This window comes from Massilia atriviolacea, assembly GCF_003953935.1.
Lineage (GTDB): Bacteria > Pseudomonadota > Gammaproteobacteria > Burkholderiales > Burkholderiaceae_D > Telluria_A > Telluria_A atriviolacea.
The window spans coordinates 170,845-196,174 of record NZ_RXLQ01000010.1 but is presented as its reverse complement, the minus strand read 5'-3'; the positions used below and the strand labels follow the sequence as shown (position 1 = coordinate 196,174).

Genomic DNA, 25,330 nt, shown 5'->3' with positions numbered 1-25,330 from the left:
TCGTGATAACGTTATAAGCTGTTTCATTGGCAAGTTCGGTTCGCTGCCGCACATAGCAAATGTTTTACGCCCGGGGGGGCGCGCGACCGTGCGCTAACGTACACAAACCCCTACCCTTATCGCTTAAAGTGAGCCCACTTCCACAATAAGGATCATCATGAGTCAAGCCGCTCCGGCCCCGTCTGGCCGCCGCACCAGAGTGATTCTCGCCGTCGTGGCCGTACTGGTCGCGATTCCCCTCGTCGCGCTCGCCATCCTGCTCACCTACGACTGGAACAAGGCCAGGCCCTGGCTCAATGCCAAGGCCAGCGAAGCGATCGACCGCCCCTTCGAAGTGCGGGGTAATCTCGACCTGAGCTGGGAAAAACCGGCCACGGTCATGGCCGAGCGCGACCGCACCTGGCGCGACCTGGTGCCCTGGCCGCACCTGGTCGCCAACGATGTGCATGTGGGCCAGCCGGCCGGCATGGCGGGCGCCAATCGGGGCGACATGGCCTCGGTCAGACAGTTTTCGTTCTCGCTCAATCCCTTTGCGCTGCTGCGCAAGACCATCGCCATTCCCGTGCTGCGCTTCGACGCGCCGGCGATCGACCTGCGCCGCGACAAGGATGGCAGGAACAACTGGACCTTCCGCAACGAAGACCAGCCGGCGCGCTGGAAGCTCGACCTGGAACGCGTGATCTTCACCAAGGGCGTGGTCAAGTTCAACGATGCGCTCGAGAATATCGACCTGGTCGCCGACGTCGACACCGTCAACGCCGACCCCGCCTACGGCATCAGCTGGAAGCTGCGCGGCACCTATAACGACGGTCCCGTGAGCGGCGGCGGCAAGGCCGGGGCGGTGCTCTCGCTCAAGCAGCAGAGCACGCCCTACCCTGTGCAGGCCGACCTGCGCGTCGGCAAGACCCACATCGAAATCGAAGGCACCGTCACCAAGCCGACCAAGCTGGCCGCGGTGGACGTGCGCCTCAAGCTGTCGGGCGCCAGCATGGCGCGCCTGTACACCCTGACCGGCCTGCTGCTGCCGGAAACGCCGGCCTTCCGCACCGAGGGCCGCCTGACCGGCGAACTGGGCGAGACCGGCAGCCGCTGGGTCTACGACAAGTTCACCGGCAAGGTCGGTTCGAGCGATATTGCCGGCCACATGGCATACCAGACCGGCAAGCCGCGCGGCAAACTGAGCGGCAAAGTGTCGTCCAATCTCCTGCAGTTCGCCGACCTGGGGCCGCTGGTCGGCGCCGACTCGAACGCCAGCAAGGCCGCGCGCGGGGTCGAGGCGGTGCAGCCGAAAGGCAAGGTGCTGCCGGTCGAATCGTTCCGCACCGAGCGCTGGACCGCGATCGACGCCGATGTGCATTACGCGGCCGAACGCATCGTGCGCGAAAAGCAGCTGCCGATCAGCAAACTGAGCACCCACCTGATCCTCAAGGATGGCGTGCTGACCCTGGCGCCGCTGAATTTCCGCATGGCCGGCGGCAATATGACCTCCACCATCAGGCTCGACGGCAGCGGCAAGGGCGAGCAAGCCATCAAGGCCACCGCCAAGGTCAGCGCGCGCCATATCAAGATCAAGGAACTGTTCCCCTCGATGCAGCAGATGAAGGCCACCGTGGGCCAGATCAACGGCGACGCCCAGTTGTCCGCCACCGGCAATTCGGTGGCCTCGCTGCTGGCCGCCTCGAACGGCGAAGTCAAGGCGCTGATCGACGAAGGCACGGTGAGCAAGATGCTGCTGGAACAGGCGGGCCTGAATATCGGCAATATCGTGCTGACCACGCTGTTCGGCGACAAGCAGGTCAAGCTCAATTGCATGGCCACCGATTTCCAGGTCACCAACGGGCTGATGCAGACGCGCTTCTTTGTGGTCGATACCGAAGAAGCGCTCATCAACGGCCAGGGCAGCGTCAACCTGGCCAACGAGCAGATCGACCTGACCTTGAATCCCAAGACCAAGGGCTTGCGCATCTTCTCGCTGCGTTCGCCGCTGCACGTGCGCGGCAGCTTTTCCAAACCCGACGTGAGCGTCGACAAGGGGGCGCTGGCCCTGAAGGCCGGCGGCGCCGTGGCGCTGGGCCTGGTCGCGGCCCCGGCCGCCCTGCTGCCGCTGGTCACCACCGGCCCGGGCCAGGAAAGCGGCTGCGCCCGCCTGCTGGCCGAGGCGCGCGAAAAGCCGGTGGCGCCGCCGCCCGGCAAGCGCCAGGGTTCGGCCAGCAACGTCCGCCCCCGGCGCTAGTGCGGAAAAATTGCGTTTTGTCACTTATGTGCGTTGCCGAACAGACCACGAGCTCGGCAGCCGGTAATCTTCACACATCGGTTGGGCGACACGCACCACCGAACGCATAACAACATAGACCACCACCATAGAGGAACACACCATGAAAAACCTGAAAATCGTTTCGACCCTGATCGCCGCCCTGATGCTGACCACCGTTGTCGGCTGCGCCGCGACCGACAAGAAAGAAAGCGTTGGCGAATACGTCGACGACAGCGTCATCACCACCAGCGTGAAGGCAGCGATCGTCAACGAGCCAACCCTGAAAGTTTCGGAAATCAACGTTGAAACCTTCAAGGGCGTGGTGCAACTGAGCGGCTTCGTTGCTGCACAGGACAGCATCGCTACCGCCGGCAAAGTCGCCCGCGACGTCAAAGGTGTGAAGTCGGTGAAAAACGACATTCGCATGAAGTAAGCAACGCAATCAAAGAGGTATCGCCATGAAGACAATCAAGCAACTGGTAGTGAGCGCGTCGCTGGTCGCAGTGGCGCTCGGTTTGGGCGGCTGCGCAGGCATGTCCGCCCAGGATAAGAACACGGCCATCGGCGCCGGTGCCGGCGCGGTTGTCGGCGGCGTACTGACCGGCGGCAGCGCGGTCGGTACCGTCGGCGGCGCAGCGGTCGGCGGCGTGATCGGCAACCAGGTCAAGCCGCCGAAATGATCCGCTTTGCCTGATTGCGAAAAACCCCGCTTGCGGGGTTTTTTTACGTCTGCAGCGCATGCGGCCCCGCGACGCGGGAACAGGGATAGATGGGATCAAGACACGGAAGAAATACAGGCGAGAAATACAGGGGAGGAATACGGTCGCGGCAGCGGCCAGCCCGGCGGGCCGGCTGCCGCAGGGTCAGACGAAGGCGGTCGACAGGGCGCTGGCGCCCGCTTCCTTGACGATCTCGTAGCATTTGCAGGAGGCGGCGGCCAGTCCCTGCACGTCGAGGATCTCGATATTGCCGCGGCTGTAGATGATCAGCCCCTGCTGCTGCAGGGCGCTGGCGGCCTTGGTCACGCCGACCCGGCGCACGCCCAGCGCATGCGCCAGGAATTCATGGGTCAGGTGGAATTTGTCGGACTTGAGGCGGTCGCGCGTAATGAGCAGCGAGCGCGCCAGGCGCGCTTCGAGCACATGGAAGCGGCTGCACACGGCGATCTGGATCGCCTGCGCCAGCAGGGTATCGGTGTAGCGGTACAGGACCCGCTGCAAGGCCGGATTGCGCGCGAACTCGGTGCGGAACTTGGCGCTGTCCATGCGGCTGGCGCAACCGGCGCGCTGTACGATGGCGCGCGTCTGCGCCGTGTCGTGCCCGAGCGCGACGGTCGCGCCGAGCATGCCTTCGCGCCCGACCAGGCCGACCTCGAGCGTCATGCGCCCTTCGGCCACGCCCAGCAGGGAAATCAGGCTGTCGTGAGGAAAATAGATATGGCGAACCGGCTCGGCCGGCTCATACAGCACCTCCCCCACTTCCACCTGGACCGGTTCGAGCAAGGGAGACAGCCGCGCAAGGTCGTTGTGCGGCAGGGCGGCGAGCAGCTGGTTGCCGTTCGGGTGGTCGAACTCGACGGCGGAAACGTGATTCATCGCTCCCTCCGGTGGGCGTTGCGCGTGGTCGACCATGAGACAAAACGGATAGCGATCATTAGATAGGGACGGGCCAGTAGGTACGACAGATACATTTACAAACAATTTCAATCAGCGTAACGGCAATAATAGGCAAAGTATGTACGGTGACGCACGGAAGGACGGTCCCATCCTCGGGAGAATGGCCGGCATCAACCCGACAGTGCAGCACCACACCTACAACCAAAGGAACCACCATGAGCAGCCCTTCCTCCCGCGCGCCGCGCCACCCTCAGCATCCCTTGCTGATCGCCGCCGCTGTCGCGGTGATCGTGTTTTGCGGCGCCGGCACCGCTGCCATCCTCGGCTGGATTCCCTCGTCCATCGGCGGCACGCCCGCCAGGGCCGAGCTGAGCGAGAGCGAGCGCGCCATGCTGGCCTCCGCATTGCAGGACGGCGCGCCACGCACCCTGGCCGCGCTGGACGCGCCGGGCGCCGGCTCCGCCCCGCAGCGCCCGCCGCTACAGGAAAGCGAGCGCGCCGCGCCGGATGAGCTGCCACCGCCGGCGCCCGTGCAAGCCGCCCGTAAAGCGGTCCCCGCCGCCCGCCACGTGGCGGCCGAGCCGGCGCGCGCGCGCTGGTGCGCGCACTGCGGCAACATCGAATCGGTGCGCGAAGTGAGCCAGCGCGCCCAGGGCAGCGGCCTGGGCGCGGCCGGCGGCGCGGTGCTCGGCGGCCTGCTCGGCAACCAGGTCGGCGGCGGCAACGGCCGCAAGCTGGCCACGGTGGCCGGCGCGGTCGGCGGCGCGGTGGTGGGCAACCAGGTCGAAGGCAACCTGAAAGCGACGCGCAGCTACGAAATCCGGGTCCGCCTCGACGATGGCGGCGCCCGCACCTTCCATCAGCAGAGCGCGGCCGGCTGGCGCGTCGGCGACCGCGTCAAGGTGGTCGACGGGACCTTGCGATCCGCCGTCTGATTCACGCTTGCTGTACAAAAAAACAACGGCCTGTGGCAATTTCCACAGGCCGTTTTATTTTCTTGTTTGCAATGTGCGCCATCGAACCGATGGGCTGCCCAGGGGGCGCGAAAATAGCGTCACGCCTGCAGCAAAAGGCGGGGCAGTATCACCAGAGACGAGGGAATTATCATGAACCGCATGGTTTGGATCGGCATTTTAGCTTGGGGCATCATCGTGACGCTGTTCGGTTTCAGCGCCGCGGGACCTGTCGCGGCGGGCAGCAGCGCCACAATGCAGGCCCAGGATGTGGTGTTGTTGATTGCCGGCGGCCTGGTGGCCTGCCTGATCGGTCTCGTTGGCCTGGCGGGCGTGTTGGGATGGTTGCCTGCCTTGCAAAACGAACAAAAAACTTATTTTTAATGTACGCCAGCGTACGGAGCGGCATGCAAGAGTTCTGCATACTGCATTCACGACATACCAGTCGTCTATAAAAACCCACCGAGGACAAAATCATGCTCTATACAATCGCCGTCGTACTTCTGATCCTGTGGCTGCTTGGCCTGGTCACTTCATATACAATTGGTGGCTTCATCCACATCCTGCTGGTTGTGGCTGTCATCATGATCCTGGTGCGCCTCATCAGCGGACGAGGTATCTAGCTGACGCATCACCTGGCCATCGACTGATGTCCGATCCGTTTCGCGGTCGCGCCTGGCTTAGCCTGGTGTGACAGCGAAACGGATTAATTACTTTTAGGAGCCACACTATGAAAAAGAACCTGACTACCTCCCTGATCGGCATCACCGTCGTCGCCATGCTGGCGACCGGTTGCGCCGACATGTCCGCCACCCAGCGCGGTACGGCAACGGGCGCTGGTGTCGGCGCCGGCCTGGGCGCGATCATCGGCGCCACCGCCGGCAGCGGCGGACGTGCCGGCAAGGGCGCCATCATCGGCGGCGCTGCCGGTGCGATCATCGGCAATATCTGGTCGAACCGCATGGAACAGCAAAAGCAGGCGATGGAACAGGCCACGCGCGGCACCGGCATCCAGGTCAGCCAGACCCAGGATAACCGCCTGAAACTCGAAGTGCCCGCCGACGTGTCCTTCGACACCGGCCGCTCCGACATCAAATCGAATTTCCGTCCGGTGCTCGAGCGCTTCGCCGCGACCCTGCAAGAGCATCCGGCCACCACCGTGACCATCGTCGGCCACACCGACAGCACCGGCAACGATTCCATCAACCAGCCGCTGTCGGTCGACCGTGCCGCCCAGACCCGCGACTATTTGGCGGCGCGCGGCGTCTCGCCGAACCGCATCATGATCGACGGCCGTGGCGAGCGCGAGCCGATCGCCTCGAACGACGACGCTTCCGGCCGCGCGCGCAACCGCCGCGTCGAGATCTACGTCGCCGAGCCGAACCGCCAGGGTTAAGCCGCGCGCCGTACCGGACCTGCATGGTCAAAGCGGCCGGCGCCACAAGCGTCGGCCGCTTTTTTTCGCTCTCCGCCTGCACGACGGGCGCCACTGCACGCAGCCCTTTTACGCCGGCGCCACATGCACCGCCACCCCCAGCGCCCGGTAGCGCGCCAGCAAAGCCTCGTCGCTGCCGTGCGCCACGACGATGGCCCCGATCTCCTGCGCACCGGCGATCCGGTAGGGCGAGGCCGTCGCCAGTTTTTCCGGCGAGGCCAGCACCACCGTGTGCGCGGCCGCGCGCCACATCGCGCGCTTGACGGCCGCCTCCTCGAAGTCGCCGGTCGACAGCCCCGCTTCCGGATCGATGCTGCTCACGCCCATGAAATACAGATCGGCGCGCACCTGGCCGATCGCTTCCAGCGTGGCCGCGCCCACCCCCACCACCGAATGGCGGTACAGGCGCCCGCCCAGCATGATCACCTCCAGCTGTTCGTGCCCCAGCAGCGCCAGCGCCACCGAGGGGCTGTGGGTAAGCACCGTGGCGCGCAAATCCGGCGCCAGCGCGCGCACCAGATGAGCCGAGGTGGTGCCGCCGTCGACGAACACCACCTGCCCCGGCATGACCAGGCTCGCCGCGGTGCGCCCGATGGCCGCCTTGGCGTCCGGCGACATCTGCGCGCGCGCGCCGAAGTCGGCCAGCGCCGGCGACGCGGGCAAGGCCGGCATCGCGCCGCCGTGCACGCGCTGCAGCAAGCCTTCGCGCGCCAGCTCGCGCAGGTCGCGCCGGATGGTGTCTTCCGACAAGCCCAGCGCTTCGCTCACCGCCTTGGCCACCACCTGCCCGTCGCGCCGCAACAGGTCCATCAGATATTGTTTTCGCTGGGTCGTCAGCATGCTTGCTCCTGCACGTATTTTCTTGACATTGCACGATTTTGCACGATATTCTAAAAAACACCAAGCACAATCACAAGGAACCATCATGCAAGACACCCGGGTACGGATCGACAAGGAAGAACTGCTGTCGGACAACTGGTACATCCTGAAACGCCTGAGCTTCTCGCTGCGCCGGCGCGACGGCAGCTGGCAAAGCCAGACGCGCGAAGTCTACGATCGCGGCAACGGCGCCGTCATCCTGCTGTACAACCTGCGCCAGCGCACCGTGCTGCTGACGCGCCAGTTCCGCATTCCCGCCTTCGTGAACGGCCACGACGGCTTCCTGATCGAAGCGGCCGCCGGCCTGCTCGACAATGCCAGTCCGGAACAGCGCATCCGCCAGGAAGCCGAGGAAGAAACCGGCTACCGCGTTGCCGATGTCCGTAAAATCTACGACCTCTTCATGAGCCCCGGTTCGGTCACCGAACGCCTGCACTTTTTCGTCGGCGCCTACGAGCCGGAACACAAGGTCGGCGAGGGCGGCGGGCTGGCCGCCGAGGGCGAGGATATCGACGTGCTCGAACTCGGCTTCGAGCAGGCGCTGGCGATGATGGCCAGCGGCGAGATCATGGATGGCAAGACCGTCCTGCTGTTGCAATATCTCCAGTTGCATCTGATGTCGGCGCAAAGCTAGCGCCAGATCAATACATCGGCGTGGGAGGCACGCGATAGTTGCACACATGAATGCACATCCTTCCCTCCCAGACACCCCGGCCGCGCACGCCGGGCAGCGCGCGGCGCTGTGGAACCCGGACGCCGCCGCCTGCTGGAGCCTGCTGTTCACGCCGCTGTTCGGCACGTACCTCATGATCCGCAACTGGGAAGCGCTGGGCGAACCGAAGCGCGCCCTGCACGCCTGCTGGTGGTTCGCCGCCTGCCTCGCCGCACTCATCCTGAATTTCTATCTTTCCCTGTTAAGCAACGATGCCTCGCCGCTGCAGATGGGCCACATCGGCCTGCTGCTGGTCTGGTACATCGCCGTCGCCAGCCCGCAGGAACGTGCTGTGCGCGAGCGCTTCGGCACCGACTATGCGCGCCGTTCATGGGCCCTGGCCCTGCCCTGCGCGCTGGCGGCGCTGCTCGCCTACCTGCTCGGCTACGCGCGCCTGCTGGCCGTGTTCCAGCAGGTGCGTTGATGGCGGCGCCGCTGGCTGCACCGCGTTGTTCATGGCAGTACCCACTTTTCGCAGGTTGACCACTCGCACAGGAGCACGGTATGAGCACGGAGCGTTTTGCCCATTTTTTGGATTCTCTGCAATCCTGGAGCGCGGAAGCGCCGGCGCCGGCCCCGGCGCCGCCCAGCGCCAGCGGCCAGACCAACGCCAACCAGAGCGCGCGCGTGCGCCGCGTCAAGGGCTTGCTGGAAGCGGTCGGTTCGGACACGGCCTGGCGCGCGCGCGGCGATATCCTGGCCGGCAACGACAGCCAGTCCGGCAATGCCGATGAGGCCGACGACGAGCTCGACGACGGCCTCGACGAGGACGGGTTCAACTGAACGGCGCGGCGCAGGCCGTTTCGCGCTAGACTGGCGGCTTGCCACAGGAGCCGCCATGATCCCACGCCTTCGTCCGACCGCCGCCGTCCTCGTTGCCGCCGCAAGCTGCTGCGGCGCCCCCGCTTTCGCCCAGGCCATGAAGCCCGGCCTGTGGGAAAGCACCAGCAAAACCACCTCGCAAAACCCGCAGCTGGCCCAGGCCATGGCCGAGATGCAAAAGCAGCTCGCGTCGATGTCCCCGGAACAGCGCAAGGCGATGGCGAACATGGCCGGCCAGTCGGGTGCGCCGCAGTTCGACATGAACGCCGACGGCAGCGTGACCATCAGGATGTGCGTCACCCAGAAAATGATCGACGACGCGGGCGGCAACTATCTCGGCCCGCAGGACGGCAACTGCACCCACAAGAAAAGCCCGCTGGCCGGCGGTACCCAGAGCTTTTCCTACTCCTGCGCCAATCCGCCGTCGTCCGGCCAGGGCAAGGTGTCGTTCCAGGGCGGCACTACGTATACCTCGACCGTCACGATGAGCTCGAGCGCCACCGGCCAGAAGGAAACCATGGTCATGGAAGGCAGGGGCAAGTGGCTGGGCGCCAATTGCGGCAACGTCAAACCGATCGAGATCAAGCCGGGCGGCGCCAGATAGGGGTGCCTGGGTAGCGGGGTGCCGGGATGCCGGTCAGGCAATATTAATGTAGCAACATCGCGTGCCCGTTTCAGGCTACACTAGCGGATTCCCACTTGGAGTAGCTATGAATCAACGTTTCCGCCTGACCGCCCTCGCCCTCGTTTCCGCAGCCGCCATGGCGATCTCGCCGGCCTTCGCCCAGACCATGAAGCCGGGCCTGTGGGAAAGCGTCAGCAAGACCACCTCGTCCGATCCAGTCACCGCCAAGGCGATGGCCGATTCGCAAAAGCACATCGCCAACCTGCCTGCGGCCCAGCGCAAGGAAATGGAAAAGTCGATGAACCAGCCGGGCGGCCCGGCCATGTCGATGAACGCCGACGGCAGCTTTACCGTCAAGGCCTGCGTCAGCCAGAAAATGATCGACGCCGGCGCCAACATCGGCCTCGACGACGGCAACTGCAAGTACAAGCAGGGCGCCAACGTGGGCGGCACCCAGACCTTTTCGTTCACCTGCGCCACCCCGGCCTCGTCCGGCGAAGGCAAGACCGTGTATCAGGGCAACGAGTACACCTCGACCATGAAAATGACCACCAGCGTCACCGGCAAGAAGGACGTCATCACCACCGAGACCAAGGGCAAATGGCTGGGCGCCGACTGCGGCAGCATCAAGCCGATGGAGATCAAGCCGACCGCCGCCAAAAAATAAGCGGGGCCGGCCGGCGCGGCGCTGGGCTCAGGCCGCGCCGGCAAACGCCAGGTAGCGCTCGCGCGCCAGGGTCGCCACCGGCCCGATGGCCAGCGTGCGCTGCTCGTAGCGGATGCAGGGCGTGACCTTGCCGTAGTTCCCGGTATTAAAGATTTCCACCGCAGTCAGCAGCTCGTCCGGATGGACGCTGCGCTCTTCCACCGCCACCCCTGCCTCGGCCAGCAAGCCGATCACGCGGGCGCGCGTAATCCCCGCCAGGAAAGTCCCGTTCGGCACCGGCGTCACCACAGTGCCCTCGGGCGTGACCAGGAACAGGTTTGAGGTCGCGAACTCGGCCACGTTGCCGTCGCTGTCGACCACCACCGCATTCTCGAAACCGCGCGCGCTCGCTTCGCGGATCGCGCGCGTGGTGTTGGCGTACAGGGCCGAGGCCTTGGCGTCGGTCGGCGCCATATTGGCGTCCGGCCGGCACAGGGTCGACAGGCAGGCCGAAAAGCCGGTAAACGGCGGCATCGGCGCGTCGAACAGGGTCAGCGCGAAGGCGCTCTTGTCGGGCACCGGCACCAGAAAGCCGTCGGCGCCGAACACCAGCGGGCGCACATACAGTTCGGCGTCGGCCGGGAATCGGGCGACGCCCTCGCGCACCAGCGCTTCCATTTCGTCGACCGTCAGCGGGCATTGCAGGCCGAGCCGCTCGGCCGAGCGGATCACGCGCTCCAGGTGCGGGCGCAGGTCGGGCAAGCGGCCACGGATGGCGCGCGCGCCGTCGAATACAGACGAGCCCAGCCAGGTGCTGTGATCCATCGCGCCGAACAGCGGCACGTTTCCTTCGGCCCATTGCCCCTTGAAATAAGTCAGATACATCATTGCTCCCTATTCATCGTTGTTCAAGGAGTTTAACCGAACTTGCCCCACAGCTCAGACCTTCCCCCGCGCCGGCCGGTTAGAGGGCGAGCTCCAATGCAGCGCAGCAATAAGCGCTCCGTACCTGTTAGCATTGAGAATGTTGCAATCATTGTTTTCACCTAAGGCATTCCAATTTGTCGACGCTGCCCACCGACCTCGCTTCTCCCCGACGGCCAACGCGCTGGCTGACGATCGGCATCGTCATCGGCCTGCACGCGGCGCTCCTGCTGGCATGGCGCCAGACGCGCGAACAGGCGTCCGAGCGCGACGCCGAAAGCGGCCCGCGCATCCAGTGGATCGCCACCAGCGCCCCGATAGCTGCCGCGCCGCTCCCCGCCACCCGGCCCGCGCCGGCCGCCAGCGCCGCCAGGGCGCCGCTGCCGAGCGCGCGCCCGCGCCGCGATCCAGCGCTCCCGGCAGCGGCGCCGCCCTCCCGCGCCAGCGAAGCGCCGCCCGTGGCCGACAGCGAGGCGCCCGCCATCACGGTGGTGCCGGCCGATCCCTTCGCCGAAGCGCCCCCGCCCGGCAGCGCCGACGCCATCCGCAAGCGCGCCTTTGCCGACCTCGCCAAGATAGACAAGGATTTGCAAAAGCAATCGCTCAACAAGTTCGGCACACCCGACGATTCGCCGCAGAAGCGCCTGATCGCCGGCATCGAGTCGGCGCGGCGCAATCCCACCCTGTTCGAAAAAGCCGAGATCGAAGAAGTTACTACCGGCAACGCCGATGGCGGTGCCCGCAAGTACAAGATCAGGACGGCGCTGGGCACCTACTGCGTCACCTACCCCTCGGTCGAGGATCCGATGGGCAAAAAGAAATATACCTTGTGCCCGAAATAGGCGGCCGTCACCGTCTGTACGCTACCGAACAAAGTTTCGGAGCAACAACACGTACACTACGTCTTTAGTATCTGTTGCTCCGGCTATCTTTCATGCTTTCCACTTTAGAACGAATCGATCCCCATAGCGACCGCATTGACGTGCTGGTCGACCTGGTGGAAAAACTGCGCCCGCGCCGCCGCGCCCGGATTGCCACCAGCGCCGAGCGGGTGCGCACCCTGTGCCAGCTGCTCAAGGGCAATCCCGAGCAGGCTTCCGCGCTGCGCAGCTACCTCACGCGCCTGCTCGACAGCCGCCGCCACGCCAGCCTGTACACCGACATCGGCGTGCTCTCCAACGATGGCTTCTTCACCGAACTGAAACGCCGCATTTCCTACCGCTTCCTGCCGCCCGCGCTGGGCGATGTGTACCTGAGCGACGCCATCGACCAGGTGCTGTACATCAAGACCGACTACCGCTGGATCCGCAGCGTGCCCGCCGCCGACTGGCTGGAACTGTTCGACGTGGTTTCCAGCGCCGCGCCCGCGCCCCTGACGGCGCCGCCGAACGCCGCCCGCACCACCGTGCTCGGCATGCTGGAGGCGATCCGCACGATTTCCTGCCGCGTCTGCGCGCTCGGATTCGAGCCGCGCCTGATCGGCAGCCACGCCGATATCGAAAACTTCGATTCGCCCTTCCTCATGCAGAACATCGAGGTCAACAACTACCTGGACGGCTATGCGCGCCTGATGGCCGGCGAAGCGGCCAGCGTCGACGATGCGCGCCACCTGCTGGTGATGCTCGACCAGTGCGACAGCGTGGTCGCCAAGATCCGCAAGAACGCGCTCAGCCACGGCACCAGCGTGGCCCTGACTTACCTGCTGGTGGCGCTGACCCAGAGCATCGACCGCCTGCGCAAGCTGCTGTTCCTGGTCGACGTCAGCGGCCGCCTGCCGGCCGCGCCCAGTGTCGAACTCGTCTCGCTAAGCGACGAGGCCCAGCCCATCGGCCCGCGCCGCGCCGGCGCCATCGCCCTGGCCCAGGAACTGGTCGAAGCGCATAACAACAAGTACACGGTGCGCGACCTGTTCGCCGACAATATCGACTTGCTGGCGCGCAATGTCACCGAAAACGCCAGCCGCACCGGCGAACACTACATCGCCGACAGCCGGGTCCAGCTGCGCGCCATGTTCAACTCCTCGGCCGGGGCCGGCTTCATCGTCGGCTTCATGGCGCTGTTCAAGATTCTGCTGGGCACGCTGCGCGCCGCGCCGCTGGTCGAAGCCTTCCTGTTCAGCCTGAACTACTCGCTCGGCTTCATGCTGATCCACGTGCTGCATTTCACCGTGGCCACCAAGCAGCCGGCCATGACCGCCTCGCGCATCGCCGCCGGGCTGTCCAGCAAGGATGGGCGGAACATCGACCTCGACAGCATGGCGGCCCTGATCAACAAGGTCTTCCGCACCCAGTGCATTGCCGTGCTGGGCAACCTGGCGACGGCGATCCCGACCGCCTGGCTGATCGCCACCGGCTACCACTACGCCAGCGGGCGCCACCTGGTCACGCCCGACAAGGCCATGCACATGCTGCACGACATCGACCCGATCCACAGCCCGGCCCTGTTCTATGCCGCCATCGCCGGCGTCTGCCTGTTCGTGGCCGGCCTGATCTCGGGTTACTACGACAACAAGGCGCTCTACACGCGCATGGCACAGCGCGTCTACCAGCTGCGCGGCCTGGGCCGCCTGATCGGGGCCGAACGCCTGCGCCGCCTGTCGCTGTACATCGAAAACAACCTGGGCAGCCTGATGGGCAACCTCTACTTCGGGGTGCTGCTGGGCACCATCGGCACCCTCGGCTTCCTGTTCGGCCTGCCGCTGGACATCCGCCACGTGACTTTCTCCTCGGCCAACTTTGCCACGGCCCTGGTGGCGCTCGACCACGAGATGAGCTGGCAGGTCGCGCTGACCTCGATCGGCGGCTTTTTATCGATCGGCACGGTGAATCTGGTGGTCAGTTTCGGCCTGGCACTGATGGTTGCGCTTCGCGCGCGCAAGATTCACTTCGAACACGGTATTCTTCTGTTGAAAGCACTCGGACGGCGCTTCCTGGCCGCCCCCATCGATTTTTTCATCGGGCCCAAGGACATGCTGTCCGAGCCGCCCGACGCAGCGCCACTGAGGGGAATGAAATGACAAAAACACGCGTCGCCGGCTGGCTTGCCGTGCTGGCCCTGGCGGTCGGCCTGGCTTCCTGCGCCTCCCTGCCCTCGATGGAGGGCCTGGGCCAGGCGCCGGCGGCGCAGAAAACCCCGACCGTGGCGACCGGCAAGGGGCGCATGGACAAGAAAAAAGCCGCCGACCTGCTGGCGCGGCGCTGGGCCAGGGCCACGCCCGACATGAAGGCGCTGGCCGTGCTGGAAGAAGCCGCCACCGGCGTGCCCCTGGTGGCCGGCAACAAGGTCACCCTGCTGTTCGACGGTCCCGCCACCATGCGCGAGATGATGGCCGCCGCCAGCGCCGCCAAAACCTCGATCAACCTGGAAACGTATATCTTCGACCAGGACGAGATCGGCATGCAGTTCGCCGACGTCCTGATCGCCAAGCAGAAACAGGGCGTCACCGTCAACGTGCTGTACGACAGCGTCGGCACCCTGAGCACGCCGAAGGAATTCTTCGAGCGCATGCAGCAGGCCGGCATTGCCATGCTTGCCTTCAATCCGGTCAATCCGGCGGCGCGCGTGGGCAAGTGGGAATTGAACAACCGCGACCACCGCAAGCTGATGGTGGTCGACGGCAAGGTAGCCTTCACGGGCGGCATCAATATCAGCAGCACCTACGCCAACAGTTCCTTCTTCCGCTCCAAGCGCAAGCCGGACGCGACCGACAGCAAGCAGGTCGGCTGGCGCGACACCCATATCAAGATCGAAGGTCCGGCGGTGGCCTCGCTGCAATATCACTTCATCGATGCCTGGGTCAACCAGGATGCCGGCGAGTTGCCCGAGCGCGAGTATTTCCCGCCGCTGGCGCCGGTCGGCGACAAGATCGTGCGCGTCCTGGCCACCGATCCCGAGCGCGATTCGGAGATCTACAAATCCTTCATGCTGGCGATCCAGGAAGCGAAGACCTCGGTGCACATCACCTCGGCGTATTTTGTGCCGGACCGCCAGTTTGTCGATGCCCTGAGCGCGGCCGCGCGGCGCGGCGTGGACGTGCGCCTGGTGCTGCCGGGCGTGACCGACCATGGCCTGGTGTTCCATGCGGGACGCGGGTTCTACGACGAACTGCTCAGCAATGGGGTCAAGATCCACCAGCTGCAGGTGGCGATCCTGCACGCCAAGACGGCGGTGATCGACGGCACCTGGTCGACGGTGGGCTCGGCGAATATCGACCGGCGCAGCTTTTTGCACAATTACGAGCTGAACGTGGTGGTGCTCGATGCCGGCTTCGGCAAGGACATGGAAAGCGCGTTCATGGAAGACATGCGCGATTCGAAGGAAATCACCCTCGAAGCATGGCGCGACCGGCCGTGGAGCGACCGCATCAAGGAATGGGCGGCGCGCCTGACCGAGTACTGGATCTGAGACCAGCGCGTCGCCCCCGCCATGCGGCGGGGCGCGCCGTCCGCCTCAGATCCCGCTGGCCATCAAGCCTTCGGTATGGCCCGACCAGATATTCCCGGTCCGCAAGAACGGCTCGGTCTTCATCAGCGAAAAACGCAATCCCACCTCATCCCAGCCATAGCGGTCCACTTCCACCCGCTCGCGCTCGACCCGCACCACGTTGAAGGAATTGACCTCGCCTCGGCCGCGCGTCGAGGTCGCCGTGCCCGCCTGCACCACCAGCGCCGCGTACTCGCTCATCTGGTAACGCTCCGAGGTATTGCCGGCATGGCTGGTGTGCATATGCCCCGACAGCAATAAATCCACGCCGCACTCGGCAAACGCCTTCATCGCCGCCGGCGCCCGGTCGACCAGGTCGTCGTCGTCCGCCGTCTTCGGCAGGTCGAAGGGATGGTGGGTCACGATGATGCGCGTGATGGCCGGATCGAGCCCGTCGAGCTGCTTGCGGATGGTGGCCACCTGTTCTTCGTTGACGCGCCCGTCCTTGAAGGTGAGCGAGCGTGCGGTATTGACGCCCAGCACCGCGATTTCCTGATCCACATAGATCGGATCGAGATCGTCGGTGATATAGCGCTTGTAGCGCGTCAGCGGCTGCAGGAAGCGCCGGAACACGTTGTACAGCGAAATATCGTGATTGCCCGGCACGATGATCTGCGGCCCCGGCAAGGTGTCGAGCCAGGCCTTGGCGGCCTCGAATTCCTCGCTCTTGGCGCGCTGGGTCAGGTCGCCCGAGACCACCAGCACGTCCGGCGCCACCCGTTCGATGAGCTCGCGCAAGGGCGCCAGCAATTTGTCGTCGACGCGGCCGAAATGCAGATCCGACAGATGAACCAATGTACGCATGTTAACTCCTCAAGTGGGGACCACGACCGTCAGCGCGGCCGGACGGATCCGGTAGCGCAGCGGGGTCGTCATGACCGTGACTTCGCCATCCGTGGCCACGCGCAGGCGCGTGTGGCGGGTGGCGATTTCCATGTTTTCTACCGACAGCACGTCGAAATCGCGCTCCTGCGCCAGGGTGCCCCACAAGGCGCTCCAGCCCAGCCGCAGCAAGCCCAGGCGGCCGGGGCGCTGCGCCACGTACAGGCTCAGCTTGCCGCCATCGAGGCGCTGGCGTTCGCCCACGCTCAAGCCCTGCATCGTGTATTCGTTATTGCCGATGAAGACGAACGGCGTATGCCGCGCATGTTCGTCCTCGCCCACGATCAGGCGCAGGCTGAGGAAGGGATAGCGCCGCAGCGCGGTGATGGTGGCCCAGCCGGCCGCCAGCCATTTGCCGCGGCCCAGGCGGCGCTGCTGCCGCTCGCGGTCGCGCACGATGTCCGGATACAGGCCCAGGCTCGAATTGTTCAGGAAAATCGTGCCGTTCACCTCGCCCACGTCGACCTGGGTGCGCCGCCCCTGCGCCACGTTGCGAATCGCCTCGTCCAGCGCCAGCGGGATCCCGAGGTCCTTGGCGAAATGGTTCAGGGTACCCATCGGCAACACACCGAAGGCCACTTCGCTGCCGACCAGCTGCGAGGCGACCGCGTTGATGGTGCCGTCGCCCCCGCCCGCCACCACGATCCGCATGCCGCTCGCGCGCGCCGCCCTGGCCGCGCCGATCAGCTCCTCGCCGCCGCGCGCCAGGGTCACCTCGGCCGCCATGCCGTGCGCGGCGAATTTCTCGCGCAGCTCGGTCGCGCGTTGGTCGTCGTGACCGCTGCCGGCACTGCCGTTGACGATGACGGCGATCGGCGTCATTCGCCGATCCGGGCGTCGCGCCGGCGGCGCAGGGTCGAGCAGCCCGTGATGCACACCGCCAGCCAGCCGCAGCCCTCGACGATGGCTCCCAGCACGTCGCTCAGGTAATGCGCGCCCAGGTAGACCCGGCTCAGCGCCACCAGCCCGACCATGGTGCAGGCGAACAGGACCGCCAGGATGCGCGCGTTCCAGCGCGGCAGCGTGCACACCAGGTAGGCCGCCAGCACGCCGTAGAACACGGTCGCGCCCAGCGTATGGCCGCTCGGAAAGCTGTAGGTGGACAAGGTCAGCAGCGGCTCCTCGAAACTGGGCCGGGCGCGCTGGAAAATATACTTCAGCAAAACGTTGAGCAACTGTCCGCCGGGCACCGCCAGCATCAGGCAGATCAGCCAGTAGCGGGCTTTCTTCAGGTAGAAAAACAGGCCCAGCGCGCTGGCCATGATGCACACCCCGAGCACGTCGTGGGTGTGCGTGATGAACAGCATCGGGTCGGTCCAGATGCTGTGCTTATGGCTGTGGAACCAGTCGGCCAGGAAGGCGTCGAGCTCGGTGATGTCGTCGTGCGAGACGACATCGGCGGCCAGGTTGCCGAACAGGGCGGCGGCGATCATCATCAGGATGGCGCCGATGGTGACGTGCAAACCGAATTCGCCCTCGGGACTGAGGCGGGCGACGACAAAACTGCGGACACGGGGATGGACTTTGATCACGATGAACGATGGGCTCACGGCCGGCACCAGCGGCACGGCAACGTTTGCAATCGTACACGAGGCGCCGCGCTTCGTAGCGCACAGACCGCCAAGCGTGCCCCCTCCGGTTCCTATTCCAGCGTGTCGACCAGCTCCAGCAGCGCGGCGTGGTCGAGCGGCTTGTTGAGGAAGGCGGTCGCGCCCTGGCGCAAGGCCCAGACCCGGTCCGAATCCATGTCCTTGCTGGTGAGCAGGATGACCGGGATATGCCAGGTGCTCTCGTCGTTGGTGATGGCGCGCGTGGCCTGGAAGCCGTTCAAATTGGGCATGATGACATCCATCACGATCAGGTCCGGCTGTTCGCTGCGCGCCATCTCCACCGCTTCCTTGCCGTCGGTGGCAAGGATCACGCGGTGCCCGTGCCGGGTCAGCAGTTCCGAGACGATCAGGCGCTGCACCAGCGAATCGTCGACGACAAGGATTTTTTGACTAGCCATGACAAATCAAATCATTTCAATGGGCGGCGGGCCCAGGCGCCTGGGCCGCCGCTGCTTTGTGTTCGGGGAAATAGCGCCAGTAAAAGGCGTGCGGCTGCAGGCCGAACTGCTGCTGCAATTCCTGGCAGAGGATGGTTTCGGCCAGGTACAGCGCCTTGAGGTTGGTGGTCCGGCTGACCGTCACGTACACCCGTAGCGTCTTGGTCGAGCTGGAAAGATGCAGTTCGAGGGCCGTGACGTCGAACTCCATGCTGCGCAGCTTGTGCCTGATGTGGAGCAGCACCTGCTTGCGCACGGTGTTGTACAGCGCCGCATCGAACGCCTTTGGGTCAGGCATAAATAGAGCCCCAATCAATAAACGCGCCGCAACAGGCCTTGAGGAGCACTGGCGGCGGCATAAAAACCGTTGTCCCGGTTCTATCGGACACGGAAATGACACATTGCATCATACGCCAGATCACATGCGGCAACAGCCGGGGTGCGCGCAGTATCGCCGCGACTTGCACACGAGTCAATCAAAATGTTGCTGCGCGCCAAATATTATGCCAGGGACATAGATCGCCGGGCGTCTTGTTGAGCCTGCGCACGGCGGCAGGCCGCGCCGCGTCAAGGCGCACCGGGCCGGCGCCCGCCGATCCCGTCCGATGGAGGCGGATCAACACCGGGCGCCGCCGCTTCCCGGAAACTCGGCAGGAAAGCTGTGTCCCTTTCCTTGCCGCGGGAGATCCTTGTGCGATGCCATCGACTGTTTACCCTGTTGTTCGCGCTGACCCTGTCCTGGTCGCACCATGCCTGCGCCGCGCCGCTGACCCTCACGCCGGTCGCCTATAACGTCACGCTGGCGCCCGGGGCCGGCTGGGACGCCATGGGCACCATCACCAACCTGAGCGGGAACGACTTGCTCAGCACCGAAATCTTTCTTGAATTCAGTGCCTACCCGCATGCCGTGCTGGCGCCCCGGCAACGCCTCGGCGGAATTGAATTTACCATCGGCAACCGCACGATCTCGGAGGTGACCGCGCTGTTCCACGTCGATATCCTGCCCGAGGCCGTAGGCGGCACGCGCTATTGGCTGGACGTGTTTGCGCTCGACGTGCACGGCAATGTCAGCGAGCCGGCCACGTACGCCTTCCTGGTCGAGGCGCCGGCGGTGGTCCCGGAACCGTCCACGGTGTCGCTGCTGGCGGCCGCGCTGCTGGCGGCGGCCGGACTGGCACGGCATCGCGCGCGCGGAGGCTGACATGGCAAGCCGTCCAGCGGCAACCAGGGTCATCCTGGGGGAAGCGGGGATCGAGCATGTCGGCGGACAGCTCTTCCTCAACCTGCACATCATGAACGTGGGCGAAGCGCCGCTCGACAAGCTCCACGTCACCGCCATGACGCTCGGCAAGGCCAGCCGCGCCAGTCCGCCCGGCTTTCCCATCGTGATCGACCTGATCGGCGCCAGCGCCACCGCCCACCTCACCGCGCGCTTTTCCAGCGCGTCCCTGGAGGTGGGCGAAAAATACCTGTTCACCCTGGGCGGCACCTACGCGCTGGACGGCCGCACCTACGGCCTGAGCCTGAACCGCTACATCCGCCTGCCGCCCGCCAGCGCGCCGGCTTTGCCGACCCTGCATGCGCGCGTGGCATCGGCGCAGCGCGGCGGCCACTGGAACTACACGGTGTTCAACGACGAAGCGCCCGCCAGCGGCCGCGCAATCGCCACCCTGTCGCTGTCGATCGCCGCCCCGGTGGCCGTCACCGGCATCCCGCCCGGCTGGGCGGTGGAAACCGACGGCCGCAGCTTTGTCCTGTGGTACGCCGCCGACGACGCCCCGCCCTACCCGCACCAGGTGGCGCCCGGCGCGGCGCTGGGCGGATTCCAGCTGGCCAGCACCCGCTCCTTGTCGGAAGCCACGCCGGCCGCGCTGAGCTCGTGGCAGCACGGCGGCGACGAGGCGGGGCCGGTGCTGTCCGATTACGTGCTCACGCCGTACCGCTTTGCCGACCGACCTTGACGCGGGAGAAATGCATGGATGCCTATCGTTCGGCCATGGCGGCACTGGCGCGCTGGACCGGCGCAGAGGAGGATGGCGGCTTCGACCGCTTTGCGCGCTCGCTCGGCAGCCAGGCCGGACGGCGCGACGTGCTGAAAGTGGCGCTGCTCGGGACCGTCTCGGCCCTGCTCGGCGGAGTCGGCATGAAGCAGGCCTGGGCCGCCGCCAATTGCCTGTGCGGACGCCAGCTGTACGACGTGGCGACCGAATGCTGCACGCCGTCCGGGGTGCGGCCCAAGCATCCGCTGGCCGACCTGGCCTCCTGCCCCGAGCGGGTCGCGCACCCGGGCGCCGTCTGCCGCCCGAACGGCTGCGGCGCGGCGGGCGGGCAATCGTTCCCCGCCGCCTTCGGCGCGGCCCGCTTCAGCCCCTGCTGCGACGGCCACGACTGCTGCTGGGGCAGCTGCAACAGCCGGCGCGACAGCTGCGACGGCGATTTCCTCGACTGCCTGCGCGCCTCCTGCGACGCGGCCTACCCGCCGGCCCGGAATGCGCTCGGGCTCGACAGCAACCGGATCCGGCGCGCCTCCTGCCGCGCCACCGCGCGCAGCTATGCCGAAGGCGTCCGGACCGAGCGCTGGGGCACGCCCGCCTACGTGGCGGCGCAACAGGCGGCCTGCGACTGCTGCGGCACGCAACCCTGCAAGAGCTGCCCGGGCGGCAGCTGCGACGCCTTGCCGAGTTGCGAAGACCCCGGCTGCGTGTGCTTCCAGACCATCGAGGGAAGCGGCTTCTGCCATTCGCCGCAGTCGTGCGCGGGCCTGTCGGGCTGCGCCTCCAGCGCCGCTTGCCCTCCCGGCTGGGCCTGCGTCAGCGTGACCTGCTGCGGCAGCGGGCCGGTCTGCATCCAGCCCTGCTTCGTTGCCGGCGGGCCGCGCATGTCGCCCTTCGGCGCCGCCCCGCCAGCGCCGGGACCGACTACCGCGCGGCGGCACTGAACGATCCCGCCATTCGCTTCGCACACACTGAGGGAGGTCATCGATGGGTATCCTGTTCGTCGCATGCGGCATCACGGTCGTGCTGGTCCTGGCGCTGGCCGGCCTGTCCAAGTTAGGGCGCGCCGCCGACACCGCCGGCGCCATGCAGGCCTTCGGCGTGCCGCCCCGGCTGGCGCAACGGGCCGCGCCCGCGCTGCCGGTGGCCGAACTGTGCATCGCCGCCTGCCTGCTGATTCCCGGGCTGGCCCGCTGCGGCGCGCTGGCGGCCACCGTGCTGCTGGGCACGCTCACCGCCCTGGTCACGCTCGCGCTGCTGCAGGACAGGCATCCGAGCTGCAATTGCTTCGGCCGGGCGGGGGCGGCGCCGGTCGGCTGGGGCGTCGCCCTGCGCAGCCTGCTGCTGACGCTGTGCGCCGGCTACCTCGTCGCGCTCGGCGATGCACGCCTCGAGCATGGCCTGTTGATCGAGGCGGGCCGGGTCGCTGCCGCTCTGGGCACGGCCGTGCTGGCCGCGCTGGCCCTGGCCTGCGTGGTCATGCTGCAGGGCTGGCTGTCGCTCAAGCTGGTGCGCCAGCAAGGGCGCCTGCTGCTCAAGATCGACAACCTGGAGCACCGCCTGGCCGCCGCCGGCATCCCCGCCAGCGAACCCATGGCGCCGCGCGGCCCCGCGCCCGCCTTCGAGGCCGTGACCCTGTCCGGTTCCCCGGTGTCGTCGGCCACGCTGCTCGGCGGCGGCACCCCCGCGCTGCTGCTGTTCGTCAGCGCCGACTGCGCGCCCTGCAAGGATGTGCTGACGGCGCTGGCGGCATGGCGCGCCGCCCATCCTGGCGGCGAGCGCCTGGTGATCGTCACCAGCGGCGCGGCCGAGGCCAACCGCGACAAGCTCGGCGACCTGCTGGACGGCGACGCCGTGCTGCAGCGCGAGCGCGAAATCAACGCCCTGTTCGGCGTCATGGCCACGCCCAGCGCGCTGCGCATCGACGCCGGCGGCGCCATTGCCGCCCCCATGGCGGTGGGGCGCGAGCGCATCCTGGCGCTGGCGGCGGGCGCCCGGCCCGGCAAAAAATGAGCGCCAGGTGCGCCGATGCGGCAAAACGACAGACAACTGTTTATTTATACAGTACCTGTGGATTCATACAGTAGTTGTGCTATTCTTGAATCACTCGATCAACGCAAACCCACAAAAGGAGTCTGTCATGACACCACTGAACGGAAACTTCGGCCTCGAATACGCTCCAACGCCATTCATGATGCGTCTGGGCCGCCGCGAAGTACTGGTCACGCGCGATTTCCGCAAGCGTTTCTACGCGGTCAACCCGATCATCGAATGCGACACCGGGGTCGAGCCCGGCCATGTGGAAGTGCTGCTGATGCGCCGCTGGCTGCTGATCCTCTCCAAGGCACATTAAACGCATATGCAAAGCTGATTTAATTCGTGTTCTTTCCGGGAGGGGGCCTCTATGCTGATGGCTCCCGAACTTCCCACCGAGAGAGCCCGCCATGCTGTTAAAAACAATAAGCCAGTCCTTGATCGCACTGACCGTGCTGTCACAAGCTGCCATCGCCGCCGACGTCACCTTGCTCAACGTATCCTACGATCCGACCCGCGAGCTGTACCAGGACGTGAATACCGTGTTCGCCAAGCAATGGAAAGCCAAGACCGGCGACAACGTCACGATCAAGCAATCGCACGGCGGTTCGGGCAAGCAGGCCCGCGGCGTGATCGACGGGCTGGAAGCGGACGTGGTCACGCTCGCGCTGGCCTACGACATCGATGCCATCGCCGAGCGTGGCATCGTGGCGCCGCAGTGGCAAAAACGCTTGCAGCACAATAGCGCGCCGTATACCTCGACCATCGTGTTTTTGGTGCGCAAGGGTAATCCGAAAGGCATCAAGGATTGGAACGACCTGGTCAAGCCGGGCGTCGCCGTGATCACTCCGAACCCGAAGACCTCGGGCGGCGCGCGCTGGAACCACCTGGCGGCCTGGGGCTATGCCCTGCGCCAGCCGGGCGCCACCGAGGCGACGGCCAGGGACTTCATCAGCAAGCTGTACAAGAACGTGCCGGTGCTCGATTCGGGCGCGCGCGGCGCCACCACCACCTTCGTCGAACGCGGCATCGGCGACGTGCTGATCGCCTGGGAAAACGAAGCCCTGCTGGCCATCAAGGAACTCGGCCCCGACAAGGTCGACATCGTCGCCCCATCGCTGAGCATCCTGGCCGAGCCGCCGGTCGCCGTGGTCGACAAGGTGGTCGACAAGCGCGGCACGCGCAAGGTGGCGGAAGCCTATCTGCAATTCCTGTACACCGACGAAGGCCAGGAAATCGCGGCCAAGAACTATTACCGTCCGGTCGTGCCGAAGATTGCCGCCAAATACGCCGCGCAATTCCCCAAGGTCAAGCTGTTCACGGTGGACGAAGCGGCCGGCGGCTGGACCAAGGCGCAGAAGGCCCACTTTGCCGATGGCGGGGTGTTCGACCAGGTGTATCTGAAGAAGTAAGCGCAGCACCCCTGTTGGGGCCATTTCCAGCCGCAAGACCGCCGCCCCGTCCAGGGGCGGCGCCCGTTGGCGCGCACCGCAGACGCCCGGCATCGCCCCCTCAGGCGAGGTATGATCGGATCGCCAAGGGAATCATTCCAGGCCACACCGACACTACGAGGAGACGTCAACGATGACCCGCATGACCGCTAACGATTTCGATCCCGAAGTACTGAAGTTATTCGACCAGTATGTACACGGCCAGCTCGACCGCCGAGGCTTCCTGTCGCAGGCGGGCCGCTACGCGGTCGGCGGCGCCACCGCGGCCGGCATGCTCGCCGCCCTCTCCCCCAGTTTCGCGGCCCAGCTCGTGGCCCCCACCGACCCGCGCATCAAGGCCAGCTACGTCGAATACCCCTCGCCCCAGGGCTACGGCAAGCTGCGCGGCTACCTGGTGCAGCCGGCCAACGCCAAGGGCAAGTTGCCGGCGGTCCTGGTGGTGCACGAAAACCGTGGCCTCAATCCCCATATCGAAGACATCGCCCGCCGCGTCGCGCTGGAGAACTACATCGCCTTCGCCCCGGACGCCCTGTTCCCGCTCGGCGGCTACCCCGGCGACGAAGACAAGGCGCGCGAACTGTTCGGCAAACTCGACCAGGCCAAGACGCGCGCCGACTTCGTCGAAGCCAGCGCCATCCTCAAGGCCATGCCGAACGGCAGCGGCAAGGTCGGCGTGGTCGGTTTCTGCTACGGCGGCGGGATCGCCAACTACCTGCCGACCGTGGTCAAGCACCTGGACGCCTCGGTGCCGTTCTACGGCGCCCAGGCCCCGGCCGCCGAAGTGCCGAAGATCAAGACCCCGCTGCTGATCCACGATGCCGAGAAGGACACGCGCATCCTGGCCGGCTGGCCCGCGTACGAAGCGGCGCTCAAGGAAAACAAGGTCGATTACCAGCACTACCTCTATCCCGGCGTCGAGCACGGCTTCAACAACGACACCACGCCGCGCTACGACGAGGCGGCCGCCAGGCTGGCATGGCAGCGCACCATGGATTTCTTCAAGAAACACCTGGGCTAAACCCGCGCCGCGCCGCCGGCAGCACGTCGGCGGCCGCCGGCCGCGCTTGTCAGGGGTGGGCGCCCTTTTTGCCGCCTGGCGCCTGGCCCGGCGGCGCGCTGGCCATGAATGCCAGATCGTCCTCGTCGAGCGGAATCGAGGGAATCGATTCGATGTGGTCGACGTCGATGTCGGCGCCGTCGCGCACCACGGTGTCGCGCCCGGCGGCGGCGCGCTCGCCGGTGCCGCTGGCATCGGTATCGCTGTCGAGATTCGCGTCGCCGATATCGGGACCGGCGCCCGCCGCGCTGCCGGCTTCGAGGTCGGAGGTGGTGCCGCTGCCGAGGTCGAGTACATCTTCGCGCGACATGCCGGCCGCACCGACCAGGTCGCTGCCGCTGTCGGACGAATCGCTGGGACCGAGCGCCCCGGTGCCGTGGCCGCTGCCGAGCGTGCGGTCGGGGGTTTCTGGGAAGTTATCGGGGTCGAGCGTGCTGGTGCCTGTCATGGTGCCTCCGGAAATGATGGATGGTGTGTGATGACAGCCTAACCAAAAACGCAAGATGGTGTCGCACGG

At 66.1% G+C, this 25,330-nt stretch carries 31 protein-coding genes; 22 read left to right on the top strand and 9 right to left on the bottom strand.

Features of this window, described 5'->3' with window-relative positions:
• The first annotated feature begins 157 nt into the window (after window positions 1-157).
• From EJB06_RS19765 to EJB06_RS19755, 3 genes are all read left to right on the top strand, one after another.
• Window positions 158-2,233 carry an AsmA family protein gene (locus EJB06_RS19765; protein WP_126075732.1) on the top strand — a complete coding sequence of 692 codons (2,076 nt, stop codon included), beginning with the start codon at window positions 158-160 and terminating at the stop codon, window positions 2,231-2,233.
• A gap of 142 nt (window positions 2,234-2,375) precedes the next feature.
• Window positions 2,376-2,687, top strand: coding sequence for a BON domain-containing protein (locus EJB06_RS19760; RefSeq protein WP_126075731.1), 312 nt, complete (start codon window positions 2,376-2,378; stop codon window positions 2,685-2,687).
• A gap of 25 nt (window positions 2,688-2,712) precedes the next feature.
• Window positions 2,713-2,934: a YMGG-like glycine zipper-containing protein gene (locus tag EJB06_RS19755; RefSeq protein WP_126075730.1), complete on the top strand. Its 222-nt coding sequence runs from the start codon at window positions 2,713-2,715 to the stop codon at window positions 2,932-2,934.
• Window positions 2,935-3,117: 183 nt separating this feature from the next.
• On the opposite strand, the gene EJB06_RS19750 is transcribed toward EJB06_RS19755, so the two are convergent.
• Entirely contained in the window at window positions 3,118-3,849 is a 732-nt protein-coding gene (locus EJB06_RS19750; RefSeq protein ID WP_126075729.1) for a Crp/Fnr family transcriptional regulator, read from the bottom strand.
• A gap of 236 nt (window positions 3,850-4,085) precedes the next feature.
• Here EJB06_RS19750 and EJB06_RS19745 point away from each other — a divergent pair, with 236 nt between their 5' ends.
• The 4 genes from EJB06_RS19745 to EJB06_RS19730 all read left to right on the top strand — a co-directional run bounded on the left by EJB06_RS19745 (window position 4,086) and on the right by EJB06_RS19730 (window position 6,219).
• Window positions 4,086-4,805, top strand: coding sequence for a glycine zipper 2TM domain-containing protein (locus EJB06_RS19745; RefSeq protein ID WP_126075728.1), 720 nt, complete (start codon window positions 4,086-4,088; stop codon window positions 4,803-4,805).
• A 171-nt stretch (window positions 4,806-4,976) separates the two neighbouring features.
• Entirely contained in the window at window positions 4,977-5,207 is a 231-nt protein-coding gene (locus EJB06_RS19740; RefSeq protein WP_126075727.1) for a hypothetical protein, read from the top strand.
• Window positions 5,208-5,299: 92 nt separating this feature from the next.
• Entirely contained in the window at window positions 5,300-5,446 is a 147-nt protein-coding gene (locus tag EJB06_RS19735) for a lmo0937 family membrane protein (RefSeq protein WP_103170603.1), read from the top strand.
• A gap of 107 nt (window positions 5,447-5,553) precedes the next feature.
• A complete protein-coding gene (locus EJB06_RS19730; RefSeq protein ID WP_126075726.1) occupies window positions 5,554-6,219 on the top strand; it encodes a YiaD family glycine zipper/OmpA-like lipoprotein in 666 nt (221 codons plus the stop codon).
• A 108-nt stretch (window positions 6,220-6,327) separates the two neighbouring features.
• Here the strand turns inward: EJB06_RS19730 and EJB06_RS19725 are convergent, their stop codons facing one another.
• Window positions 6,328-7,098: a DeoR/GlpR family DNA-binding transcription regulator gene (locus EJB06_RS19725; RefSeq protein ID WP_198420872.1), complete on the bottom strand. Its 771-nt coding sequence runs from the start codon at window positions 7,096-7,098 to the stop codon at window positions 6,328-6,330.
• An 85-nt stretch (window positions 7,099-7,183) separates the two neighbouring features.
• Between EJB06_RS19725 and EJB06_RS19720 the strand changes: the two genes are divergently transcribed.
• The 5 genes from EJB06_RS19720 to EJB06_RS19700 all read left to right on the top strand — a co-directional run bounded on the left by EJB06_RS19720 (window position 7,184) and on the right by EJB06_RS19700 (window position 9,963).
• Window positions 7,184-7,771, top strand: a complete 588-nt coding sequence (locus tag EJB06_RS19720) for an NUDIX domain-containing protein (RefSeq protein ID WP_126075725.1) — start codon at window positions 7,184-7,186, stop codon at window positions 7,769-7,771.
• A gap of 46 nt (window positions 7,772-7,817) precedes the next feature.
• A complete protein-coding gene (locus tag EJB06_RS19715) occupies window positions 7,818-8,273 on the top strand; it encodes a hypothetical protein (protein WP_126075724.1) in 456 nt (151 codons plus the stop codon).
• Window positions 8,274-8,353: 80 nt separating this feature from the next.
• Window positions 8,354-8,632: a hypothetical protein gene (locus tag EJB06_RS19710; RefSeq protein WP_126075723.1), complete on the top strand. Its 279-nt coding sequence runs from the start codon at window positions 8,354-8,356 to the stop codon at window positions 8,630-8,632.
• A 55-nt stretch (window positions 8,633-8,687) separates the two neighbouring features.
• Window positions 8,688-9,275: a DUF3617 domain-containing protein gene (locus EJB06_RS19705; RefSeq protein ID WP_164557971.1), complete on the top strand. Its 588-nt coding sequence runs from the start codon at window positions 8,688-8,690 to the stop codon at window positions 9,273-9,275.
• A gap of 106 nt (window positions 9,276-9,381) precedes the next feature.
• Window positions 9,382-9,963, top strand: a complete 582-nt coding sequence (locus EJB06_RS19700; RefSeq protein WP_126075721.1) for a DUF3617 domain-containing protein — start codon at window positions 9,382-9,384, stop codon at window positions 9,961-9,963.
• A 27-nt stretch (window positions 9,964-9,990) separates the two neighbouring features.
• On the opposite strand, the gene EJB06_RS19695 is transcribed toward EJB06_RS19700, so the two are convergent.
• Window positions 9,991-10,827 (bottom strand): branched-chain amino acid aminotransferase, encoded by an 837-nt coding sequence (locus EJB06_RS19695; protein WP_126075720.1) that lies wholly within the window; start codon window positions 10,825-10,827, stop codon window positions 9,991-9,993.
• A 176-nt stretch (window positions 10,828-11,003) separates the two neighbouring features.
• On the opposite strand from EJB06_RS19695, the gene EJB06_RS19690 reads away from it, so the two are divergent.
• From EJB06_RS19690 to cls, 3 genes are all read left to right on the top strand, one after another.
• Entirely contained in the window at window positions 11,004-11,708 is a 705-nt protein-coding gene (locus EJB06_RS19690) for a hypothetical protein (RefSeq protein ID WP_126075719.1), read from the top strand.
• Window positions 11,709-11,800: 92 nt separating this feature from the next.
• Window positions 11,801-13,882 carry a site-specific recombinase gene (locus EJB06_RS19685; protein ID WP_126075718.1) on the top strand — a complete coding sequence of 694 codons (2,082 nt, stop codon included), beginning with the start codon at window positions 11,801-11,803 and terminating at the stop codon, window positions 13,880-13,882.
• Window positions 13,879-15,270, top strand: coding sequence for a cardiolipin synthase (gene cls / locus EJB06_RS19680; RefSeq protein WP_126075717.1), 1,392 nt, complete (start codon window positions 13,879-13,881; stop codon window positions 15,268-15,270). Before EJB06_RS19685 ends, cls begins: the two co-directional genes overlap by 4 nt.
• A 45-nt stretch (window positions 15,271-15,315) precedes the next feature.
• Here the strand turns inward: cls and EJB06_RS19675 are convergent, their stop codons facing one another.
• From EJB06_RS19675 to EJB06_RS19655, 5 genes are all read right to left on the bottom strand, one after another.
• Window positions 15,316-16,152, bottom strand: a complete 837-nt coding sequence (locus EJB06_RS19675) for a metallophosphoesterase family protein (protein ID WP_126075716.1) — start codon at window positions 16,150-16,152, stop codon at window positions 15,316-15,318.
• A 9-nt stretch (window positions 16,153-16,161) separates the two neighbouring features.
• On the bottom strand, window positions 16,162-17,052 hold the full coding sequence (locus tag EJB06_RS19670; protein WP_126075715.1) for a diacylglycerol/lipid kinase family protein: 891 nt from the start codon (window positions 17,050-17,052) through the stop codon (window positions 16,162-16,164).
• On the bottom strand, window positions 17,049-17,780 hold the full coding sequence (locus EJB06_RS19665; RefSeq protein ID WP_229427168.1) for a phosphatase PAP2 family protein: 732 nt from the start codon (window positions 17,778-17,780) through the stop codon (window positions 17,049-17,051). Before EJB06_RS19665 ends, EJB06_RS19670 begins: the two co-directional genes overlap by 4 nt.
• Window positions 17,781-17,872: 92 nt before the next feature.
• Complete coding sequence (locus EJB06_RS19660) at window positions 17,873-18,238, bottom strand: response regulator (RefSeq protein ID WP_126075714.1); 366 nt, start codon at window positions 18,236-18,238, stop codon at window positions 17,873-17,875.
• 16 nt (window positions 18,239-18,254) lie between these two features.
• The gene (locus tag EJB06_RS19655) at window positions 18,255-18,575 is read right to left on the bottom strand and encodes a hypothetical protein (protein WP_126075713.1); all 321 of its coding nucleotides are present in this window, start codon (window positions 18,573-18,575) and stop codon (window positions 18,255-18,257) included.
• A 393-nt stretch (window positions 18,576-18,968) separates the two neighbouring features.
• Here EJB06_RS19655 and EJB06_RS19650 point away from each other — a divergent pair, with 393 nt between their 5' ends.
• From EJB06_RS19650 to EJB06_RS19620, 7 genes are all read left to right on the top strand, one after another.
• Entirely contained in the window at window positions 18,969-19,478 is a 510-nt protein-coding gene (locus EJB06_RS19650; RefSeq protein ID WP_126075712.1) for a PEP-CTERM sorting domain-containing protein, read from the top strand.
• 1 nt (window position 19,479) lies between these two features.
• Window positions 19,480-20,238 (top strand): hypothetical protein, encoded by a 759-nt coding sequence (locus tag EJB06_RS19645; RefSeq protein WP_126075711.1) that lies wholly within the window; start codon window positions 19,480-19,482, stop codon window positions 20,236-20,238.
• 14 nt (window positions 20,239-20,252) lie between these two features.
• Window positions 20,253-21,215: a phospholipase A2 family protein gene (locus EJB06_RS19640; protein ID WP_126075710.1), complete on the top strand. Its 963-nt coding sequence runs from the start codon at window positions 20,253-20,255 to the stop codon at window positions 21,213-21,215.
• Window positions 21,216-21,258: 43 nt separating this feature from the next.
• Complete coding sequence (locus tag EJB06_RS19635) at window positions 21,259-22,284, top strand: MauE/DoxX family redox-associated membrane protein (RefSeq protein ID WP_126075709.1); 1,026 nt, start codon at window positions 21,259-21,261, stop codon at window positions 22,282-22,284.
• Window positions 22,285-22,411: 127 nt separating this feature from the next.
• Window positions 22,412-22,624 (top strand): hypothetical protein, encoded by a 213-nt coding sequence (locus EJB06_RS19630; protein WP_126075708.1) that lies wholly within the window; start codon window positions 22,412-22,414, stop codon window positions 22,622-22,624.
• 91 nt (window positions 22,625-22,715) lie between these two features.
• Window positions 22,716-23,717: a sulfate ABC transporter substrate-binding protein gene (locus EJB06_RS19625; protein WP_307720462.1), complete on the top strand. Its 1,002-nt coding sequence runs from the start codon at window positions 22,716-22,718 to the stop codon at window positions 23,715-23,717.
• 172 nt (window positions 23,718-23,889) lie between these two features.
• Entirely contained in the window at window positions 23,890-24,774 is an 885-nt protein-coding gene (locus EJB06_RS19620) for a dienelactone hydrolase family protein (protein WP_126075707.1), read from the top strand.
• Between the two features lie 49 nt (window positions 24,775-24,823).
• Here EJB06_RS19620 and EJB06_RS19615 read toward each other — a convergent pair whose 3' ends face one another.
• The gene (locus tag EJB06_RS19615; protein ID WP_126075706.1) at window positions 24,824-25,261 is read right to left on the bottom strand and encodes a hypothetical protein; all 438 of its coding nucleotides are present in this window, start codon (window positions 25,259-25,261) and stop codon (window positions 24,824-24,826) included.
• Window positions 25,262-25,330 lie beyond the last annotated feature (69 nt).

Bases quoted from the DNA above. Each gene is read 5' to 3' on its own strand.
- EJB06_RS19640 (WP_126075710.1), top strand. From the start codon at position 20,253: ATGGATGCCTATCGTTCGGCCATGGCGGCACTGGCGCGCTGGACCGGC.
- EJB06_RS19670 (WP_126075715.1), bottom strand. From the start codon at position 17,052: ATGACGCCGATCGCCGTCATCGTCAACGGCAGTGCCGGCAGCGGTCAC.
- EJB06_RS19700 (WP_126075721.1), top strand. From the start codon at position 9,382: ATGAATCAACGTTTCCGCCTGACCGCCCTCGCCCTCGTTTCCGCAGCC.
- EJB06_RS19730 (WP_126075726.1), top strand. From the start codon at position 5,554: ATGAAAAAGAACCTGACTACCTCCCTGATCGGCATCACCGTCGTCGCC.
- EJB06_RS19620 (WP_126075707.1), top strand. From the start codon at position 23,890: ATGACCCGCATGACCGCTAACGATTTCGATCCCGAAGTACTGAAGTTA.
- EJB06_RS19685 (WP_126075718.1), top strand. From the start codon at position 11,801: ATGCTTTCCACTTTAGAACGAATCGATCCCCATAGCGACCGCATTGAC.
- EJB06_RS19710 (WP_126075723.1), top strand. From the start codon at position 8,354: ATGAGCACGGAGCGTTTTGCCCATTTTTTGGATTCTCTGCAATCCTGG.
- EJB06_RS19625 (WP_307720462.1), top strand. From the start codon at position 22,716: ATGCTGTTAAAAACAATAAGCCAGTCCTTGATCGCACTGACCGTGCTG.
- EJB06_RS19615 (WP_126075706.1), bottom strand. From the start codon at position 25,261: ATGACAGGCACCAGCACGCTCGACCCCGATAACTTCCCAGAAACCCCC.
- EJB06_RS19635 (WP_126075709.1), top strand. From the start codon at position 21,259: ATGGGTATCCTGTTCGTCGCATGCGGCATCACGGTCGTGCTGGTCCTG.
- EJB06_RS19645 (WP_126075711.1), top strand. From the start codon at position 19,480: ATGGCAAGCCGTCCAGCGGCAACCAGGGTCATCCTGGGGGAAGCGGGG.
- EJB06_RS19745 (WP_126075728.1), top strand. From the start codon at position 4,086: ATGAGCAGCCCTTCCTCCCGCGCGCCGCGCCACCCTCAGCATCCCTTG.
- EJB06_RS19755 (WP_126075730.1), top strand. From the start codon at position 2,713: ATGAAGACAATCAAGCAACTGGTAGTGAGCGCGTCGCTGGTCGCAGTG.
- EJB06_RS19675 (WP_126075716.1), bottom strand. From the start codon at position 16,152: ATGCGTACATTGGTTCATCTGTCGGATCTGCATTTCGGCCGCGTCGAC.
- EJB06_RS19765 (WP_126075732.1), top strand. From the start codon at position 158: ATGAGTCAAGCCGCTCCGGCCCCGTCTGGCCGCCGCACCAGAGTGATT.
- EJB06_RS19750 (WP_126075729.1), bottom strand. From the start codon at position 3,849: ATGAATCACGTTTCCGCCGTCGAGTTCGACCACCCGAACGGCAACCAG.
- EJB06_RS19695 (WP_126075720.1), bottom strand. From the start codon at position 10,827: ATGTATCTGACTTATTTCAAGGGGCAATGGGCCGAAGGAAACGTGCCG.
- EJB06_RS19655 (WP_126075713.1), bottom strand. From the start codon at position 18,575: ATGCCTGACCCAAAGGCGTTCGATGCGGCGCTGTACAACACCGTGCGC.
- EJB06_RS19660 (WP_126075714.1), bottom strand. From the start codon at position 18,238: ATGGCTAGTCAAAAAATCCTTGTCGTCGACGATTCGCTGGTGCAGCGC.
- EJB06_RS19735 (WP_103170603.1), top strand. From the start codon at position 5,300: ATGCTCTATACAATCGCCGTCGTACTTCTGATCCTGTGGCTGCTTGGC.
- EJB06_RS19705 (WP_164557971.1), top strand. From the start codon at position 8,688: ATGATCCCACGCCTTCGTCCGACCGCCGCCGTCCTCGTTGCCGCCGCA.
- EJB06_RS19740 (WP_126075727.1), top strand. From the start codon at position 4,977: ATGAACCGCATGGTTTGGATCGGCATTTTAGCTTGGGGCATCATCGTG.
- EJB06_RS19760 (WP_126075731.1), top strand. From the start codon at position 2,376: ATGAAAAACCTGAAAATCGTTTCGACCCTGATCGCCGCCCTGATGCTG.
- cls (WP_126075717.1), top strand. From the start codon at position 13,879: ATGACAAAAACACGCGTCGCCGGCTGGCTTGCCGTGCTGGCCCTGGCG.
- EJB06_RS19720 (WP_126075725.1), top strand. From the start codon at position 7,184: ATGCAAGACACCCGGGTACGGATCGACAAGGAAGAACTGCTGTCGGAC.
- EJB06_RS19725 (WP_198420872.1), bottom strand. From the start codon at position 7,098: ATGCTGACGACCCAGCGAAAACAATATCTGATGGACCTGTTGCGGCGC.
- EJB06_RS19715 (WP_126075724.1), top strand. From the start codon at position 7,818: ATGAATGCACATCCTTCCCTCCCAGACACCCCGGCCGCGCACGCCGGG.
- EJB06_RS19630 (WP_126075708.1), top strand. From the start codon at position 22,412: ATGACACCACTGAACGGAAACTTCGGCCTCGAATACGCTCCAACGCCA.